Consider the following 16,464-nt stretch of genomic DNA (forward strand, 5'->3'; position numbering starts at 1 on the left):
GCGCAGTCACGGATCGGCACTTCGATGGTTCCGTCGCCTGCATCGCGACTCGATACTCGCCGTGGTGCCGCCGGAAGTCCGCCGCGCAGCGCAGCGCCTGCGGTCACCGTTCCCTTTCGACGACCACAAGGATGCGCCATGTCATTCCGATCCACACCGCTGTTGCTGGCCACCTCGTTCGTGGCTGCGGGCCTGTGCCTGGCCGGCAACGCGTTCGCCCACGGCACCATGACCACGCCTGTCAGCCGCGTCTACGCCTGTTTCCAGGGCAACCCCGAGAACCCGACCAACCCGGCCTGTGCCGCCGCCAAGGCCATCGGCGGTTCGCAGGCGTTCTACGACTGGAACGGCATCAACCAGGCCAACGCCAATGGCAACCACCAGGCCGTGGTACCCGACGGCAAGCTGTGCAGCGGCAACAACCCGACCTTCCGCGGGCTGGATGTGAACCGCAGTGACTGGCAGACCACGCCGATCCAGCCCGATGCCAATGGCAGGTTCACCTTCGTGTTCAAGGCGACCGCACCGCACGCCACCCGTGACTGGCGCTTCTTCGTCACCCGCGAAGGCTGGCAGCCGGGCAGCCCGCTGCGCTGGGCCGACCTGCAGGAGTTCTGCACCCTGGGCAATACACCGCTGTCGGCCGATGGCACCTACAAGCTGCAATGCACATTGCCGCAGCGCAGCGGCCAGCATGTGATCTACAACACCTGGCAGCGCTCGGATTCGACCGAGGCGTTCTATACCTGCATGGATGTGCGCTTCCAGGGCGGCGGCGGAACGGCACCGGCAACACAGTGGCAGGATGCCGGCCCGGTCACCGCGCGCGGCGAGCTGCCGGTCGGCACCACGTTGGCGCTGCGCGTGTTCAATGCCAACGGCAATGATGTCGAACGCGTGGAAGCCACGCTGGCCAGCGGCCAGACTGCCGCCGCACAGTGGCCGCTGGTGCTGGCACGCAAGGTCAATGCCAGTGCGCAGCACGCACGCGTGGGCGTGCTCAGCAACGGCGTGATCACGCCGGCGGCCTCGGCCACCGACAACCGGGTGTACCTGAAGGACGGCAACCGCTTCCAGCTCGACACCCGGGTGCCCGACGCGGGCACGCCGTCGCCGGGCGGTGATTTCGACCACGTGTACCCCGCAGGCATTGGCAGCTACGTCCCCGGCCAGACCGTGGTAAAGGGCACCGACGGCAAGCTGTACGCCTGCCGCCCGTTCCCGGAAGGGGCGTGGTGCAACGTCAATGCCGAGGCATATCGCCCCGGTATGGGCAGTGCATGGCGCGATGCTTGGGTGCCCTACTGACCCGTTGTAGAAGGCGGTGCGCATCGCGCCGCCTTCTGCCTGAGCCGCAGTGCTTTGAGCAGCGTGCTGCAGATCAGGCACGACAGCCACTGAAATCAAACTTGTCCGATATTGCCGGCCTGTCTGCATGTGAAGACTTCATGGGGTTTCCCATACCTCGCAAAGGAGTCTCTGCATGCACCTGTCCCATCGGGCAGTCCTCGCACTGTCCGTCGTTGCCGGCCTGGCCCTGTCCGGCAGCGCCTTCGCCCACGGCACCATGACCAAGCCGCTCAGCCGCGTGAAGCAGTGCCACGAGGGCAATCCGGAAAACCCGACCAACCCGGCCTGCGCCGCCGCCAAGGCCATCGGTGGTTCGCAGCCGTTCTACGACTGGAGCGCGATTGCCCACGGCAATGCCAATGGCAACCATCGCGAACTGGTGCGCGACGGCGAACTGTGCAGTGCCAGCATTCCCAAGTACCGCGGGCTCGACCTGAACCGCACGGACTGGCCGACCACGCCGATCCGCGCCGACGCCCGTGGCCGTTACACCTTCGAGTTCCGCGCGCCGGCGCCGCACGCCACCCACGAATGGAAGTTCTACGTCACCCGCGATGGCTGGCAGCCGGGCAGCCCGCTGCGTTGGGCCGACCTGCAGGAATTCTGCACGCTGGGCAACACGCCGCTGTCCGAAGGCGGTGTCTACAAGCTGGACTGCCCGCTGCCCAAGCGCAGTGGCCAGCACATCATCTACAACACCTGGCAGCGCTCGGATTCGCAGGAGGCGTTCTATACCTGCATGGACGTGCGCTTCGAAGGCGGCGATGGCGTGGTTCCGCCGCCGCAGTGGCAGGATGCCGGCGCTGTGACCGCCAACGGTGCACTGGACGTGGACAGCACCGTGACCCTGCGTGTGTTCAATGCCAACGGCAATGACCTGGAGCGCGTGGAGACCACGCTGGCGGCCGGCCAGACCGCTCCCGCACAGTGGCCGCTGGCGCTGGCCCGCAAGGTCAATGCCAGTGCGCAGCACGCCCGCGTCGGTGTGATGAAGAACGGCGTGATCACGCCGGTCGCCTCGGCCACCGAAAACCGCGTGTACCTGAAGCCGGGCAATCGCTTCCAGCTGGAAACCCAAGTGCCGGGCCCGGTTGATCCGGTCGACCCGCCGGGTGGCGATTTCGACTTCGTGTATCCGGCCGGCCTCGGCAGCTACACGCCGGGCGAGACCGTGGTGAAGGGCACCGACGGCAAGCTGTACGCCTGCCGCCCGTTCCCGGAAGGCGCGTGGTGCAACATCAATGCCGGTGCCTATCGCCCGGGCACCGGCTATGCCTGGCGTGATGCCTGGGTCGCGTACTGAGGCAGGCACCGGGGGCGGCAGGGTGCCGCCTCCGGTTCGCGGGGTTGCCGGCCAGCGGCCGGCACGCCCCGCCTACTTGCTGCTGACGTACTTCTCGCGGCGGATCTGCGGGTTGCCCAGGCCGGCGGCCTTCAGCAGCTCGGCGCAGGCATCGACCATGTCCGGGTTGCCGCACAGGTAGGCGATGTCGGTGGCCGGGTCCGGCGTGAAGCCGGCCAGCGCCTGCTGCACGTAGCCGTGCTGTACGTCCGGGTGCGGATCAGCCGGGAGTTCACGCGACAGGCACGGAACATAGCGGAAGTTCGCGTGCTTTTCGGCGAAGCTGTAGAAATCTTCGCTGTACAGCAGCTCGCCCGGGCTGCGCGCGCCCTGCAGCAGCACGATCTGCACGCCGCGTTCGGCCATGGCCTTCTCCAGCAGCGGCAGCATGGAGCGGTACGGGGTAACACCGGTACCGGTGGCGATCAGCAGGTAACGGGCGTTGTGGTCACCGGGATTCAGGCAGAACCGGCCATAGGGGCCGGACGCACTGATCTGGCTGCCCTGCTCCAGCGCCTCGAACAGGGCCGTGGCGGCGCCGCCGGGCACGAAACTGACCGCGATGTCCACCGCCTCGCCCGGGCCCAGCGCATGGTCGTGGATGGTCGCCAGCGAGTAGCTGCGCTTGGTTTCGGTGCCGTCGGCGTAGCTGAAATGGACCTGGATGAACTGGCCGGGCTGGAAATCCAGCGGCTGCCCATCGTCACGCACGAACTGGTAATGGCCGACGGTCGGGGCCAGCATGCGGCAGCCGACCAGCTTGAGGGGGAATTGAACAGGCACGACTTTTCGGGACAGTGTGTAGCCGGGGCAAGCCCTCGGGGTCTTCTATAATAGCCCCTCCCCGCCCCTCTCCAGCGCCAGCCCATGGGCGCGAAGGCTTCGAGCTTGGCATCCCAGAACGATACGGCGCCCGCCCTGCGCGTGCGCGACCTGCGCAAGACCTATGACAACGGCACCCAGGCCCTGAAGGGCGTTTCCCTGGAAGTGGCCCCGGGCGACTTCTTCGCCCTGCTCGGCCCCAACGGGGCGGGCAAGTCGACCCTGATCGGCATCATCAGCTCCCTGGTCAACCTCAGCGAGGGCCAGGTGGAAGTGTTCGGCAGCGACCTGGTGCGGAACCGCAGCGCCACCATGCGCCTGATCGGCCTGGTGCCGCAGGAAATCAATTTCAACCTGTTCGAAAAGCCCTTCGACATCCTGGTGAACTACGCCGGTTTCTACGGCGTGCCGCGCGAGGAAGCCGAGCAGCGCGCCGAAGAAGAACTGAAGCGCGCGCACCTGTGGGAAAAGGCGCAGGTGATGAGCCGCACGCTGTCCGGCGGCATGAAGCGCCGGCTGATGATCGCCCGCGCGATGATGACCCGCCCGCGGCTGCTGATCCTGGACGAACCCACCGCCGGCGTGGACATCGAGATCCGCCGCGACATGTGGCGCGTGCTGAAGGAGATCAACGGTGCCGGCACCACGATCATCCTCACCACCCACTACCTGGAAGAGGCCGAGTACCTGTGCCGCCACCTGGCGATCATCAACCATGGCCAGATCGTCGAGCAGGGGCCGATGCGCACCCTGCTGGCCAAGCTGGACGTGGAAGGCTTCCTGCTGGACATCGACGGTGACCTGCCGGCGCAGCTGCCGGTGATCGAGGGCGCGACGCTGACCGCGCCGGATCCGCACACGCTGGACATCGACATGCCACGCGCGATGGACCTCAACCGCGTGTTCGCCACGCTGAACGAGGCGGGTATCCGCGTGCGTTCGATGCGTACCAAGAGCAACCGCCTGGAGGAGCTGTTCGTGCGCCTCACCGGCAACATGGAGAAGCCCGCATGAGCACCACCGAGCTGACCGACGGCCAGCGCAACCGCATCGCGCTGATGACCATCGTGCGCCGCGAAGTCGCCCGCATCATGCGCATCTGGGGCCAGACCCTGGTGCCGCCGGCGATCACCATGACCCTGTACTTCCTGATCTTCGGCAACCTGATCGGGTCGCGCGTGGGTGACATGGGCGGCTACACCTACATGCAGTTCATCGTGCCGGGCCTGGTGATGATGAGCGTGATCCAGAACAGCTACGGCAACATCAGTTCCTCGTTCTTCGGTGCCAAGTTCGGCCGCCACGTCGAAGAACTGCTGGTCAGCCCGATGCCGAACTGGGTGATCCTGTGGGGCTACGTGGCCGGTGCCGTGCTGCGCGGCCTGATGGTCGGCGTGATCGTGCTGATCATCGCGATGTTCTTCACCCCGGTGCGAATCCCGCATCCGATCGTGATGCTGACCACGGTGATCCTCGGCGCGACGATCTTCTCGCTGGCCGGATTCATCAATGCGGTGTATGCGAAGAAGTTCGATGACGTGGCGATCGTGCCGACCTTCATCCTGACCCCGCTGACCTACCTGGGTGGCGTGTTCTATTCGGTGAAGCTGCTGCCGGGCTGGGCCGAAGCGGCCACGCACGCGAACCCGATCTTCTACATGGTCAACGCGTTCCGCTATGGCCTGCTGGGTAGCAGCGATGTGCCGCTGCCGGTGGCCTACGGCCTGATGATCGGTTTCGTGGTGGTGCTGACGGCGCTGGCCCTGTGGCTGCTGCGCCGTGGTGTGGGCATGCGCAGCTGAGACCTGCGTGGTAGTGCCGGCCGCTGGCCGGCAACACCAGATCCACGCCATGCGTGGATGCAGCAGTCTGTAGAGCCGAGCCTATGCTCGGCTCTTTTTTGCCTGCAATCTCCGGCACAATCGCAGTTCTGATTCCCCCCCAGAAAACGGTGAACGTGCAATGCGCATCCTGATCCTCGGCGCCGGCGGTACCGGCGGTTACTTCGGTGGCCGCCTGGCCCAGGCCGGCGTGGACGTGACCTTCCTCGTGCGCCCCGCGCGCGCCGCGCAGCTGGACCATGATGGCCTGGTCATCCGCAGCCCACTGGGTGATGCGCGTTTCCCGGTTCAGCACGTCACTGCTGATGCACTGCCCGCACTGGCCGCGCAGAAGCCCTTCGATCTGGTCATCCTCAGCTGCAAGGCCTACGACCTGGACAGTTCGATCGATGCCATCGCCCCGGCAGTCGGAGCGAACACCACCGTGCTGCCGATCCTCAACGGTCTGCACCACTACAACGCACTGGATATGCGCTTTGGCCGCGACGCGGTGCTCGGCGGCCTGTGCTTCATCAGCGCCACCAAGGCGCCCGATGGCGCGGTGCTGCATCTGGGCAAGCCGGCCAAGCTCACCTTCGGCGAGCGCGACGGCGGCGCGATCTCCGCGCGCGTGCGCGCCTTGGCTGCGGTCTGCGCGAAGGCCAACCTTGATCACCTTGCCAGCGAACGTATCGGCCAGGAACAGTGGATCAAGTACACCTTCCTGACCGCGCTGGCCGCAGCCACCTGCCTGCTGCGTGCGGATATCGGCACCATCGTCGCCACCGATGATGGCGAGGCGATCGTACGTGGCCTTTACGACGAGTGCCTGGCCGTCGCCGAAGCCGCCGGTGAACCGGTTCCGGAGGCAGCGCAGGACACTGCGCGCGGCACGCTGACCCAGGCCGGCTCGGCGTTGAAGGCCTCGATGCTGCGTGATCTGGAGGCCGGCCAGCAGGTGGAGGCCGAACAGATTGTTGGCGACATGCTGGTGCGTGCGCGCAGGGCTGATCAGGAAGCCCTGCTGCTGCAGGTTGCCTACAGCAGTCTGCAGGCCTACCAGGCACTGCGGGTCGCGTGAGTCCCGCCTTGCAGGCCAGCCCATTGCCCGCGCGGGTACTGATTCTCGGGCTGGGCTGGAGCGGACGCGTGCTGGCCGCGCAGCTGCAGGCGCACGGCATAGGCGTGGCCGGCACGGTGCGCGATCCCTCGTTCGCGCCGGACGATGGCCTGCCACGGCATCAGCTGCACGCCGACACGCCACCGTCGCCTGCCCTGCTCGATGTGATCGCGCAGGCCGATGCCGTGCTGTGCAGCGTGCCGCCCGACGCGGAGGGCGACCCGGCACTGCGCCTGCTGCTGCCCGCGCTGCAGGCCAGCCCGGCATTGCGCTGGGTCGGCTATCTGTCGTCGACCTCGGTGTATGCCGACCGCGCCGGCGGTTGGATCGACGAGCGCAGCGCGGCCGACGCCACTGAAGCGGCTGGCGTGCAGCGCCTGCTCGCGGAAGCCCAGTGGCGCGCACTGGCCGGACAACGCGGCATCGCCTCGGCGGTATTCCGCCTGCCCGGCCTGTACGGGCCGGGTCGCAATGCGCTGGTGCAGTTGGCGCAGGGGCGTGCGCGCCACGTGGTTCGCCCGGGCCAGGTGTTCAACCGACTGCACGTGGATGACCTGGCAACCGTCATCATCGCCGCAATGCGGCGCCCGGCCCGGCAGGGTCTCTACCTGCCCAGCGACGACGAACCGGCGCCGCCGCAGGATGTGCTGGCCTTCGCCGCGAAGCTGGGCGGGTTTGCGCTGCCGCTCGCCGTGGCCTGGGATGACCCGGTACTGAGCCCGACGCTGCGGCGCTTCTACGAGAGCAACAAGCGCATCGACAGCCGTGGCACGCGTGAAGCGCTGGGGTGGCAGCCGCGCTTCCCGAGTTACCGTGAAGGCCTGACGGACCTTGCCGCTTCGCTCGCCGGGCATGGCCCGGCGCTACCGGACAGCGCTTTGTAGAGCCGAGCCCATGCTCGGCTGCTCTTTGCGTCTTTCGCGCTGCGCGCGATAAGCCGAGCATGGGCTCGGCTCTACGGATCAACCCGCGTCGGGCAGGTGGAAGAACGCGCGGGCGGCCGCCGTGGCATTGGCCGCGGTCACCGCAACGTCCTCGCCACGGTCACGTGCCAGCTCTTCCACGATGTGCGACAGGAACATCGGCTCGTTGCGCCGGTCCTTCGGCATCGGCTTCAGCGTGCGCGGCAGCAGGTACGGCGCGTCGGTCTCGATCATCAGGCGGTTGGCCGGGATGTTCTTCACCAGTTCGCGCAGGTGCGCGCCACGGCGCTCGTCGCACAGCCAGCCGGTGATGCCGATGTACCAATCCTGGTCCAGGTAATCGAACAGCTCACCGCGTTCGCCGGTGAAGCAATGCACCACCGCCGGACCGATGCGACCTTCGAAGTTCTTCATCTGTGCCATGAAGTCGGCATGCGCATCACGCTGGTGCAGGAACAGTGGCTTGCCGTTGTCTGCCGCCAGCTGCAGCTGGCGCTCGAACGCGCGGTGCTGGGCCGGGCGCGGCGAGAAGTCACGGAAGTAGTCCAGCCCGCACTCCCCCACCGCCACCACTTCCGGATGCGCGTGCAGCGCGCGCATCTCGGCATCGCATTCCTCGGTGTATTCCACCGCGTGGTGCGGGTGCACGCCGGCGGTGGCGTACAGGAAGCCGGGGTGCTGCTGGGCCAGCTGCAACGCCAGCGGCGAGTGCTCGCGGCTGGCGCCGGTGATGACCATCTGCACCACGCCGGCCTGGCGCGCGCGGTCCAGCACGGCATCGCGGTCGCGGTCGAAGGAGTCGTGGGTCAGGTTGGCGCCGATATCGATCAGGTGCATGGTCATCGCGGGGGAAAAGTGCCCGCGCATTGTACCTGCGCCCGCCGTGCCCCCTTATCCTTTGCACATGAACGCCCCGCTCTTCCCGATTTCCCCGCTGCTGCCGCAGATCCAGCAACATCTGGCCGCGCATCAGCGACTGGTGCTGGAGGCCCCGCCCGGTGCCGGCAAGACCACCCAGGTGCCACTGGCACTGCTCGACGCACCGTGGCTGCAGGGCCGCAAGATCATCCTGCTGGAACCACGGCGGGTCGCAGCCCGCAGCGCCGCGCTGTTCATGGCGCGGCAGCTGGGCGAGGAGGTCGGTGGCACGGTCGGCTACCGCATCCGCTTCGAAAACAAGGTTTCGGCGCGCACGCGCATCGAGGTCGTCACCGAAGGCATCCTGACCCGCGTGCTGCAGGACGACCCGATGCTGGAAGAGGTCGGTGCGATCCTGTTCGACGAATTCCACGAGCGCCATCTCAGCGGCGACCTCGGCCTGGCGCTGGCGCTGGATGTGCAGGCGCAGCTGCGCGATGACCTGCGCCTGGTGGTGATGTCGGCCACGCTGGACGGCGAGCGGCTGGCACGTTTTCTCGATGCGCCGCGGCTGAGCAGCGAGGGCCGCAGCTACCCGGTGGCGATCAGCCATTTCCCGGCGCGCCGCGATGAGGCGCTGGAACTGCAGGTGCGCCGCGCGGTGCAGCAGGCCCTGGCCCAGCACCCCGGTGACCTGCTGGTGTTCCTGCCCGGCCAGCGCGAGATCGCGCGGGTGCAGGCGGGCCTGCAGGAATCGCTCAATGGCGATGTCGAGGTCCTGGCGCTGCACGGTGAACTGCCGGTGGAACAACAGGCGCGCGTACTTCAGGTGGCCAGCGATGGCCGCCGGCGCGTGGTGCTGGCGACCAACGTCGCCGAGTCGTCGGTGACGTTGCCCGGCGTGCGCGTGGTGATCGACAGCGGCCAGGCACGCGAACCGCGCTACGACCCCAACAGTGGTTTCACCCGGCTGGACGTGGTGGCCATCGCGCAGGCATCGGCCGACCAGCGCGCGGGCCGCGCCGGCCGCGTCGCCGAGGGCGTGGCCTGGCGGCTGTGGCCACAGTCGCAGCGGCTGGAACCGCAGCGCCGCGCCGAGATCGACCAGGTGGAACTGGCCGGACTGGCACTGGAGCTGGCGGCCTGGGGCAGCAGCGATCTGCGCTTCCTCGATCCGCCACCGGCCGGCCCGATGGGTGCCGCGCGCGAACTGCTGCAGCGGCTCGGCGCCCTGTCCAGCAGTGGCGCGATCACCGAACTGGGCCGGCGTGTGCTGGCGCTGGGCACGCATCCACGGATGGCGGCGATGCTGCTGGCAGCGCCCGATGCCCGCGCCCAGGCGCTGGCTGCCGACCTGGCCGCGCTGCTGGAGGCGCGCGACCCGTTGCGCCAGGGCGGCGACGCGCTGGCGGCCCGCTGGCGCGCACTGGCCGCGTTCCGCAATGGCCGCACACCGGGCGATGCCAACCGCAGCGGGCTGGCCGCGATCGATGCCGCCGCCAAGCAGTGGCGTAGCCGCCTGCGCTGCGAAGCCACGCCGCCGGCCAGCATCGAGGCCCATGAGCTGGGCGACCTGCTCGCTCATGCCTTCCCTGACCGGATTGGCTTCCAGCATCCCAGCGATCCTCTGCGCTACCTGCTGGCCAATGGCCGCAGCGCGCGCCTGCACGAGCTGAGCGACCTGCGCGGTGAGCCGTGGCTGGTGGCCAGCGAACTGCGCTTCGAGGCGCGCGATGCACTGCTGCTGCGCGCCGCACCGGTGGACGAGGATCGGCTGCGCAAGGCGTGGCCGGAGCGCTTCGTCACTGAAGACGTGGTGCGCTGGGACAGCGAACGACGCGCCCTGGTGGCGCTGCGCGAGACCCGTTTCGACCGCATCGTGCTGGACAGCCGCTCGGCCGGCCGGGTCGATCCGCAGCACGCCGCGCAGGCACTGACCGACGCGGTGGCTGAACTCGGTCTGCAGGCGCTGCCGTGGACCGAGGGCCTGCGCCAGTGGCAGGCGCGCGTCGAGTCACTGCGGCGCTGGATGCCGGAGCTGGACCTGCCCGACTGCAGCGACGCGGCCCTGCTGGCCAATCTCACGCAGTGGCTGCAACCCGCGTTCGCCGGCAAGAGCCGCTTGGACGCGCTGGATGAGGCCAGTTTCGGCGAGGCACTGAAGTCGCCGCTGGAATGGTCACAACGGCAGCTGGTCGAGCGCAATGCGCCGACCCGCATCACCGTGCCGTCCGGGCTGGAGCGGCCGATCACCTACGCGTTGGACAGCGAGAGTGGTGATCCGCTGCCGCCAGTGCTGGCGGTGAAACTGCAGGAACTGTTCGGCCTGGCCGACACGCCGCGCATCGCCGATGGCCGCGTGCCGCTGACCCTGCACCTGCTCTCCCCCGGCGGCCGCCCGCTGCAGGTCACCCAGGACCTGCGCAACTTCTGGGAAAACACCTACGCCGAAGTGAAAAAGGAAATGAAGGGCCGTTACCCGCGCCATCCGTGGCCGGACGATCCGTGGACCGCGACAGCCACGCACCGCGCCAAGCCGCGTGGAACCTGACGGGTAGTGCCGGCCGCTGGCCGGCAATGCATTCCACAGGGTGCCCGGGACTGCCGGCCAGCGGCCGGCTACCGGTTTGGGACCCTGCCTGATCCTGAATGGCTGCGGTAGAGTCACACCACGTGCGTCCCCGACTGACATACCGTTTACGGGCAACGCGCGACACTGGACTTCGACCCGAGGCAAAGGACCCCCGCATGAGCAAGCTGACCGTAATCACCGACCGCGCTCTGGAGCGCGCCCTGGAGCTGGCCCACACCGCTGGCGATGGCCTGAAGAGCGCCGGTGGCAGCCTGCGCAACGCGGATTGGATCAAGACCGGCGCCGCCCTCGGCGCAGTGAAGACCGGCGGCAAGGTCGCCACCAAGTTCGTGCGCCGCAATCCGGCCGTGGCCGTGGCCGCTGCTGCGGTGGGTGTCGGCCTGCTCGGCTATGCGCTGTACCGCAAGCAGCAGAAGAAGAAGGCTGCCAATGGCCATGTGGTGAATGGGCAGGCGCAGCGCATCAGCGCGCGTGACCGCCGCAACGACACCGTCGTGGACGAGCACAGCGATATCGGCAGCGACGCCTGAGCCTGCCGGGGTCGGATCCCTTCCACAGGAAGGGCTCTGACCCCAAGGCACTCCATGAGGGCCGGATGCCGAGAGGCCTCCGGCCCTTTCTGTTTCAACCGATCTGCCGCCACTGTCCGGGCTGCAGGTCCTCCAGCCGGTACGGTCCCATCGACACCCGCACCAGCCGCAACGTCGGCAGGTTCACTGCCGCTGTCATCCGCCGCACCTGGCGGTTGCGGCCTTCGCGGATCGTGATCGCCAACCAGCTGTCCGGCACGGTCTTGCGGAAGCGTACCGGCGGATCGCGCGTCCACAGCAATGGTGCTGGATCGAGGCGCTCGATCTTCGCCGGCAGGGTCGGCCCATCGTTGAGTACCACGCCGTCGCGCAGCTGTTGCAGCTGCTCGTCACTGGGCGTGCCTTCCACCTGCACCCAGTAGGTCTTGTCGGCCTTGTGCCTGGGGTCGGTGAGCTTGTGCGCCAGCGTGCCGTTGTCGGTCAGCAGCAGCAGGCCCTCGCTGTCATGGTCGAGCCGGCCAGCGGCGTACACGCGCGGCGGCAGGCCGAACCCGGCCAGGGTCGGCCGCGGCGGCACGCTGCGGTCGGTGAACTGGCAGAGCACGTTGAAGGGCTTGTTGAAGGCGATCAGCATTGCAGGCACGGCGGGCGGCGGGTGGGGCATTGTCCCACGCCTCGCGCCCAGGCAACTGTAGAACCGGAGGCAGCGGCAGGAGCCGCTGCCAACGTCGCGTGCGACGGTCCGAAGGGTGCCGGTCAGGACGGCCGGCATTGCCCGCGCTCGGCTGCTGTTGTACTCCGTCGCGCTGCGCGCAATGAGCCGAGCATCGGCTCGGCTCTACGGGGCACTCCGCGCTGGCAACAGGGCGTGCCGGCTTACGGCTTGATGAAACGCAGGGTCATGCGGTCGCTTTCGCCGATCGCCTGGTACTTCGCATCATCGGCCTTGTCGTGCTGGTTGGTCGGGGGCAGCGTCCACACGCCATTGGGGTGGTCCTTGGTGTCGCGCGGGTTGGCGTTGACCTCGCTGCGCGCGTCCAGCTTGAAACCGGCGGCCTCGGCCATCGCGATCACCTGCTGCTGGCCGACATAGCCGGTGTCATCGTCGTCGGCCACGTCGGTCTTGGCGCGATGCTCGACCACGCCCAGCACGCCACCCGGCTTGAGCACGTTGAAGAAGCCCTGGAACATGCCCTGCGCCTGGCCGGCCTTGCGCCAGTTGTGCACGTTGCGGAAGGTCAGCACCACGTCGGCTGAATTGGCCGGGCCGAACACCGGCTTGGCCGGATCGTAGGCGACCACGGCGGTCTTGCCGAACTGCGCGGGTGCACCGGCGTACTTCTTTTCCAGGCTGTCGCGGCTGCGCTGCTGGTAGTCACGGCCACGGCCTTCGGGCACCGCCATCGGATCGACCACCGCAGCGACGTAGTGGCCCTTGTCATGCAGCAGCGGCGCCAGGATTTCCGAATACCATCCGTTGCCGGGGGTGATCTCGATGACGGTCTTTTCCGGCGCTACCTTGAAGAACGACAGCGTCTGCGCCGGATGGCGGAAGCCATCGCGCTTGACGTTGTTGGCATCGCGGGTGGGCGCCTTCACCGCCGCGTCGATGGCCGGCAAGACCTCGATCTTCGCCGGTGCCACCGTGGCCGGTGCGGCGAACGCGGGAACAGCAGCAAGCAGGGCCGAAGCAAGCAGCAGTCGGCAACCACGCAGGGACGAAGCAGGCATCATCGGGACGACTCCAGCGGAAGATGCGGCGAGACTAGCAGTCGCAGCGTCCCAGGTGTTCACAAAACGTTAGCGGCGTGCGCGTCGCGGAACACTGTTTTGTGGTCGTCGCCGCAGCACGGTCACACATCGCGTTCTATTCTGGAACACTTCCCCCAAGGAGTCCGTGCCCATGACGGCAACCCGCGAACTGGGCCGTTCCGGCCTGCATGTACGTCCGCTCGCCTTCGGTGGCAACGTGTTCGGCTGGAGCGCCGATGAGAAGGCCAGCTTCGCCCTGCTCGATGCCTTCGTCGATGCCGGCTTCAACCTGGTCGACACCGCCGACGTTTACTCGGCCTGGGTGCCGGGCAATTCGGGCGGGGAATCGGAAACGCTGATCGGCAAGTGGTTCGCCCGCAGCGGCAAGCGCGACAAGGTGGTGCTGGCGACCAAGGTGGCCAAGTGGGCCGAACGCCCCGGCCTGACCCCGGACAACATCAATGCGGCGGTCGAGGATTCGCTGCGCCGGCTGCAGACCGACGTGATCGATCTGTACCAGGCCCACGAGGATGACGAGTCGACGCCGCTGGAAGCCACGCTGGCCGCGTTCGGCCGCCTGATCGAGGCCGGCAAGGTGCGTGCGATCGGTGCTTCCAACTACAGCGCCACGCGCCTGGCCGATGCGCTGAAGGTGTCCACCGACTACAAGTTGCCGCGTTACGAAACCCTGCAACCGGAGTACAACCTGTATGACCGCGCCGGCTACGAAAAGGAACTGGAACCGCTGGTGCAGCGCGAGCAGATCGGCGTGATCGGCTACTACGCGCTGGCCAGTGGCTTCCTCAGTGGCAAGTACCGCACGCCGGCCGATGCAGCCAAGAGCCCGGCACGTGGCGAGACGGTGGTGAAGCGCTATCTGAACCCGCGCGGCCTGCGCATCCTGCAGGCGCTGGATGACGTAGCCAGCAAGCACAGCGCCAGCGCTGCGCAGATCGCACTGGCCTGGCAGATCGCGCGGCCGTCGATCACCGCGCCGATCGTCAGCGCTACCAGCGTCGAACAGCTGCACGACCTGCTGGCCGCAGCCAACGTATCGCTGAGCGTGCAGGATGTCGCGCAGCTGGATGCCGCCAGCGCCGAATCATGAGACCCGGTTGTGCCGGCCGCTGGCCGGCATGACACGTACATCGAAGAAAATAATTCAACAAAATGGTTGCACGCGACTAAATCGTGGTTTATCGTGCGCACCTCGTTTCAACACCCACTGGAAACTTCCCTTGAACGCGCATTCCGTCGCCATCGCCAAACTGCTGCCATGCCTGCGCATGGACCGGCCGGCGCGCGCGTTCGGCAAGGAAGACCAGCTGACAACGGCCTGATACCCGCCCTGCGGAGATCGGCCACCCCGATCTCCGAGGCCTGACGACGCCCTCGGAACGCAAGTCCCGGGGGCGTTTTCGTTTGCGTCGGCACAAGGACCCGCGATGCCAGAACTGCACCCCGCGCGGCAACCCGCCGCTCACTGATCCAGGTTTTTCTGCCGCGCCGGAGGATTTTCTCCGCGTGCACGGCAACGCCTGGACATTATCTGCATTGCAGCCAAACATTATCGCTCGCCGATAATGTCGGTGGCCTGCACCCTCGATTCTCCAACGGTCCCGTTTCCACCACGGGCTGGTGCGCGCGGCGTTGCCGTGGCGTATGCCGGAGGTCGCGGACAAGCCATCGCCTGGATCGCCTGCTGGAGGCAGGCGCCGGTTCGCCGGTACGCGGTTCGATTCCGCGCGGTTCACCACTGGATAGCTCAGTCGGGTAGAGCAACGGATCCTGATTCCGTCTGTCGTGGGTTCGACTCCCACTCCAACCACATGACCTGTCACGTCATGAATTGAAGCAACACCCGGGGCGCAAGCCCCAGCGGCCATCGTCGCCGTCCACGGTCACTGCCTTCGGGCGGGGGCGTGGAAGGCAGCGGACCGCACGCCGGGCCTCGGCCCGCCGTCACTGCCAGCCACGTTCCGCCCCGGTGCTGCCTGCCGGGAACGACGATGGCAGCACTGCCGGTGCACCGAAGGCTCCGCGCGCGGACCGTCCGCCGATGGCCGCCCTCTTCCGCTGCCTGCACGTGGTGTGCAGGCGGCCTTGCCACGACCTGATCGACCCGGGTCATGGTGATTCATCCGCAACGGGTCGAACCACCAGAGCCATACAAGGAGAGACTCCCATGTTCTGGACCATCAAGGTCGTGATCGGCGACGGCGAGCGCGGCCTGGTGTATCGCAACCGTCGTTTCCAGCAGATCCTGCTGCCGGGCGTGCACCGCCTGTCGCCGTTCGGCGGCCGCCCGCAGGTGGACATCCACACCGCATCGAAGGGCGCGGCCTACACCGGCAGCGACCAGGACAGCCTGATCGAAGCACTGGGCGCGCAGTTGGAGACGCACTTCGTGCTGGCCAACGTCGGCGCCAGCGAAGTTGGCCTGTTGCTGCGCAATGGCCGCATCGATGAAGTGCTGCCGCCGGGCAGCCGTCGCCTGTACTGGCGCGGTTCGGTCGACACCCAGGTGCGCGTGATGGCGCTGGGTGACGAGCCGCGCATTCCGGCGGACGTGCAGCAGCGCCTGGGCCAGCTGGGCGTGCTGCCGCGTGTGGCGGTGATCAGCAGCGTGCCGAGCGAGTCGGTGGGCCTGCTGTTCATCGATGGCACGCTGCGGCAGACGCTGGACGCCGGCCTGCACGCGTTCTGGAACTTCAACGGCAACGTGTCGGTGGAGCGTGTGGAGCTGCGTGCGCGGTCGCTGGACGTGTCCGGCCAGGAGCTGCTCAGCCGCGACAAGGTGACCCTGCGGGTGAACCTGGCCGCGACCGTGCAGGTGGTCGACCCGGTGCGGGCACACCGCACGCTCAGCAATGCCGATGAGTTTGTCTACCGGCAGCTGCAGTTCGGCCTGCGCCAGGCGATTGCCGCGCGCAGCCTGGACGAGCTGCTGGGCGACAAGGCAGCACTGGACGGTGAGATCGCTGCCCATGTGCAGGCGGCGATCGAGGGCCACGGTGTACGTCTGCTTGGCGTGGGCATCAAGGACGTGATCCTGCCGGGCGAGATGAAGGAGATCCTCAACGGCGTGGTGCTGGCCGAGAAGCAGGCCCAGGCCAGCGTGATCCGCCGCCGCGAGGAGGCCAATGCCACCCGTTCGCAGCTCAACACCGCAAAGCTGATCGAGGACAACCCGGTGCTGATGCGCTTGAAGGAGCTGGAGGCGCTGGAGAAGGTCACCGAGAAGATCGACACGCTCACCGTGTTCGGCGGCCTGGACGGCGTGCTGAAGCAGCTGGTGACGATCAGGTAGGGGGTCGCGGTGGCGCAGGGACGCGCCGCCGGCCCATCAAGGAC

14 protein-coding genes and 1 tRNA gene are annotated in these 16,464 nt (G+C 67.7%); 11 read left to right on the plus strand and 4 right to left on the minus strand.

Annotated elements, in window-relative coordinates:
• The first annotated feature begins 138 nt into the window (after positions 1-138).
• Positions 139-1,308 (plus strand): lytic polysaccharide monooxygenase, encoded by a 1,170-nt coding sequence (locus ACUDTM_RS11795; RefSeq protein ID WP_188241447.1) that lies wholly within the window; start codon positions 139-141, stop codon positions 1,306-1,308.
• A gap of 175 nt (positions 1,309-1,483) precedes the next feature.
• Entirely contained in the window at positions 1,484-2,653 is a 1,170-nt protein-coding gene (locus ACUDTM_RS11800) for a lytic polysaccharide monooxygenase (protein WP_088497013.1), read from the plus strand.
• 72 nt (positions 2,654-2,725) lie between these two features.
• Here the strand turns inward: ACUDTM_RS11800 and ACUDTM_RS11805 are convergent, their stop codons facing one another.
• A complete protein-coding gene (locus tag ACUDTM_RS11805; RefSeq protein ID WP_072168039.1) occupies positions 2,726-3,475 on the minus strand; it encodes a ferredoxin--NADP reductase in 750 nt (249 codons plus the stop codon).
• Positions 3,476-3,559: 84 nt separating this feature from the next.
• Here ACUDTM_RS11805 and ACUDTM_RS11810 point away from each other — a divergent pair, with 84 nt between their 5' ends.
• The 4 genes from ACUDTM_RS11810 (at position 3,560) to ACUDTM_RS11825 (ending at position 7,338) form a co-directional block, all read left to right on the plus strand.
• Complete coding sequence (locus ACUDTM_RS11810; RefSeq protein WP_072168040.1) at positions 3,560-4,528, plus strand: ABC transporter ATP-binding protein; 969 nt, start codon at positions 3,560-3,562, stop codon at positions 4,526-4,528.
• Positions 4,525-5,316: an ABC transporter permease gene (locus ACUDTM_RS11815; RefSeq protein WP_005420226.1), complete on the plus strand. Its 792-nt coding sequence runs from the start codon at positions 4,525-4,527 to the stop codon at positions 5,314-5,316. Before ACUDTM_RS11810 ends, ACUDTM_RS11815 begins: the two co-directional genes overlap by 4 nt.
• 160 nt (positions 5,317-5,476) lie before the next feature.
• Positions 5,477-6,415 carry a 2-dehydropantoate 2-reductase gene (gene panE, locus ACUDTM_RS11820; RefSeq protein ID WP_061478988.1) on the plus strand — a complete coding sequence of 313 codons (939 nt, stop codon included), beginning with the start codon at positions 5,477-5,479 and terminating at the stop codon, positions 6,413-6,415.
• The gene (locus tag ACUDTM_RS11825; RefSeq protein WP_188241450.1) at positions 6,412-7,338 is read left to right on the plus strand and encodes an NAD-dependent epimerase/dehydratase family protein; all 927 of its coding nucleotides are present in this window, start codon (positions 6,412-6,414) and stop codon (positions 7,336-7,338) included. Before panE ends, ACUDTM_RS11825 begins: the two co-directional genes overlap by 4 nt.
• 78 nt (positions 7,339-7,416) lie before the next feature.
• Here ACUDTM_RS11825 and ACUDTM_RS11830 read toward each other — a convergent pair whose 3' ends face one another.
• Entirely contained in the window at positions 7,417-8,214 is a 798-nt protein-coding gene (locus ACUDTM_RS11830; protein WP_445391334.1) for a TatD family hydrolase, read from the minus strand.
• 67 nt (positions 8,215-8,281) lie between these two features.
• Here ACUDTM_RS11830 and hrpB point away from each other — a divergent pair, with 67 nt between their 5' ends.
• Both hrpB and ACUDTM_RS11840 read left to right on the plus strand, forming a co-directional pair.
• A complete protein-coding gene (gene hrpB / locus ACUDTM_RS11835) occupies positions 8,282-10,786 on the plus strand; it encodes an ATP-dependent helicase HrpB (protein WP_088497011.1) in 2,505 nt (834 codons plus the stop codon).
• Between the two features lie 197 nt (positions 10,787-10,983).
• Complete coding sequence (locus ACUDTM_RS11840; RefSeq protein ID WP_061478985.1) at positions 10,984-11,358, plus strand: hypothetical protein; 375 nt, start codon at positions 10,984-10,986, stop codon at positions 11,356-11,358.
• A 94-nt stretch (positions 11,359-11,452) separates the two neighbouring features.
• Here ACUDTM_RS11840 and ACUDTM_RS11845 read toward each other — a convergent pair whose 3' ends face one another.
• Positions 11,453-11,992 carry a pseudouridine synthase gene (locus ACUDTM_RS11845; RefSeq protein WP_072168044.1) on the minus strand — a complete coding sequence of 180 codons (540 nt, stop codon included), beginning with the start codon at positions 11,990-11,992 and terminating at the stop codon, positions 11,453-11,455.
• 242 nt (positions 11,993-12,234) lie between these two features.
• The gene (locus ACUDTM_RS11850) at positions 12,235-13,092 is read right to left on the minus strand and encodes a class I SAM-dependent methyltransferase (RefSeq protein WP_061478983.1); all 858 of its coding nucleotides are present in this window, start codon (positions 13,090-13,092) and stop codon (positions 12,235-12,237) included.
• Positions 13,093-13,261: 169 nt separating this feature from the next.
• On the opposite strand from ACUDTM_RS11850, the gene ACUDTM_RS11855 reads away from it, so the two are divergent.
• The 3 genes from ACUDTM_RS11855 to ACUDTM_RS11865 all read left to right on the plus strand — a co-directional run bounded on the left by ACUDTM_RS11855 (position 13,262) and on the right by ACUDTM_RS11865 (position 16,420).
• Entirely contained in the window at positions 13,262-14,218 is a 957-nt protein-coding gene (locus ACUDTM_RS11855) for an aldo/keto reductase (protein ID WP_053496774.1), read from the plus strand.
• Between the two features lie 649 nt (positions 14,219-14,867).
• Positions 14,868-14,938, plus strand: a tRNA-Gln gene (locus ACUDTM_RS11860).
• Positions 14,939-15,295: 357 nt separating this feature from the next.
• Entirely contained in the window at positions 15,296-16,420 is a 1,125-nt protein-coding gene (locus tag ACUDTM_RS11865) for a slipin family protein (RefSeq protein ID WP_088497010.1), read from the plus strand.
• Positions 16,421-16,464: the final 44 nt, after the last annotated feature.

It is taken from the genome of Stenotrophomonas maltophilia group sp. vghtpe118 (assembly GCF_052605195.1).

Coding starts and splice junctions, on each gene's coding strand:
- ACUDTM_RS11795 (WP_188241447.1), top strand. CDS start 139: ATGTCATTCCGATCCACACCGCTGTTGCTGGCCACCTCGTTCGTGGCT.
- ACUDTM_RS11800 (WP_088497013.1), top strand. CDS start 1,484: ATGCACCTGTCCCATCGGGCAGTCCTCGCACTGTCCGTCGTTGCCGGC.
- ACUDTM_RS11810 (WP_072168040.1), top strand. CDS start 3,560: ATGGGCGCGAAGGCTTCGAGCTTGGCATCCCAGAACGATACGGCGCCC.
- ACUDTM_RS11815 (WP_005420226.1), top strand. CDS start 4,525: ATGAGCACCACCGAGCTGACCGACGGCCAGCGCAACCGCATCGCGCTG.
- panE (WP_061478988.1), top strand. CDS start 5,477: ATGCGCATCCTGATCCTCGGCGCCGGCGGTACCGGCGGTTACTTCGGT.
- ACUDTM_RS11830 (WP_445391334.1), bottom strand. CDS start 8,214: ATGCACCTGATCGATATCGGCGCCAACCTGACCCACGACTCCTTCGAC.
- hrpB (WP_088497011.1), top strand. CDS start 8,282: ATGAACGCCCCGCTCTTCCCGATTTCCCCGCTGCTGCCGCAGATCCAG.
- ACUDTM_RS11840 (WP_061478985.1), top strand. CDS start 10,984: ATGAGCAAGCTGACCGTAATCACCGACCGCGCTCTGGAGCGCGCCCTG.
- ACUDTM_RS11845 (WP_072168044.1), bottom strand. CDS start 11,992: ATGCTGATCGCCTTCAACAAGCCCTTCAACGTGCTCTGCCAGTTCACC.
- ACUDTM_RS11850 (WP_061478983.1), bottom strand. CDS start 13,092: ATGATGCCTGCTTCGTCCCTGCGTGGTTGCCGACTGCTGCTTGCTTCG.
- ACUDTM_RS11855 (WP_053496774.1), top strand. CDS start 13,262: ATGACGGCAACCCGCGAACTGGGCCGTTCCGGCCTGCATGTACGTCCG.
- ACUDTM_RS11865 (WP_088497010.1), top strand. CDS start 15,296: ATGTTCTGGACCATCAAGGTCGTGATCGGCGACGGCGAGCGCGGCCTG.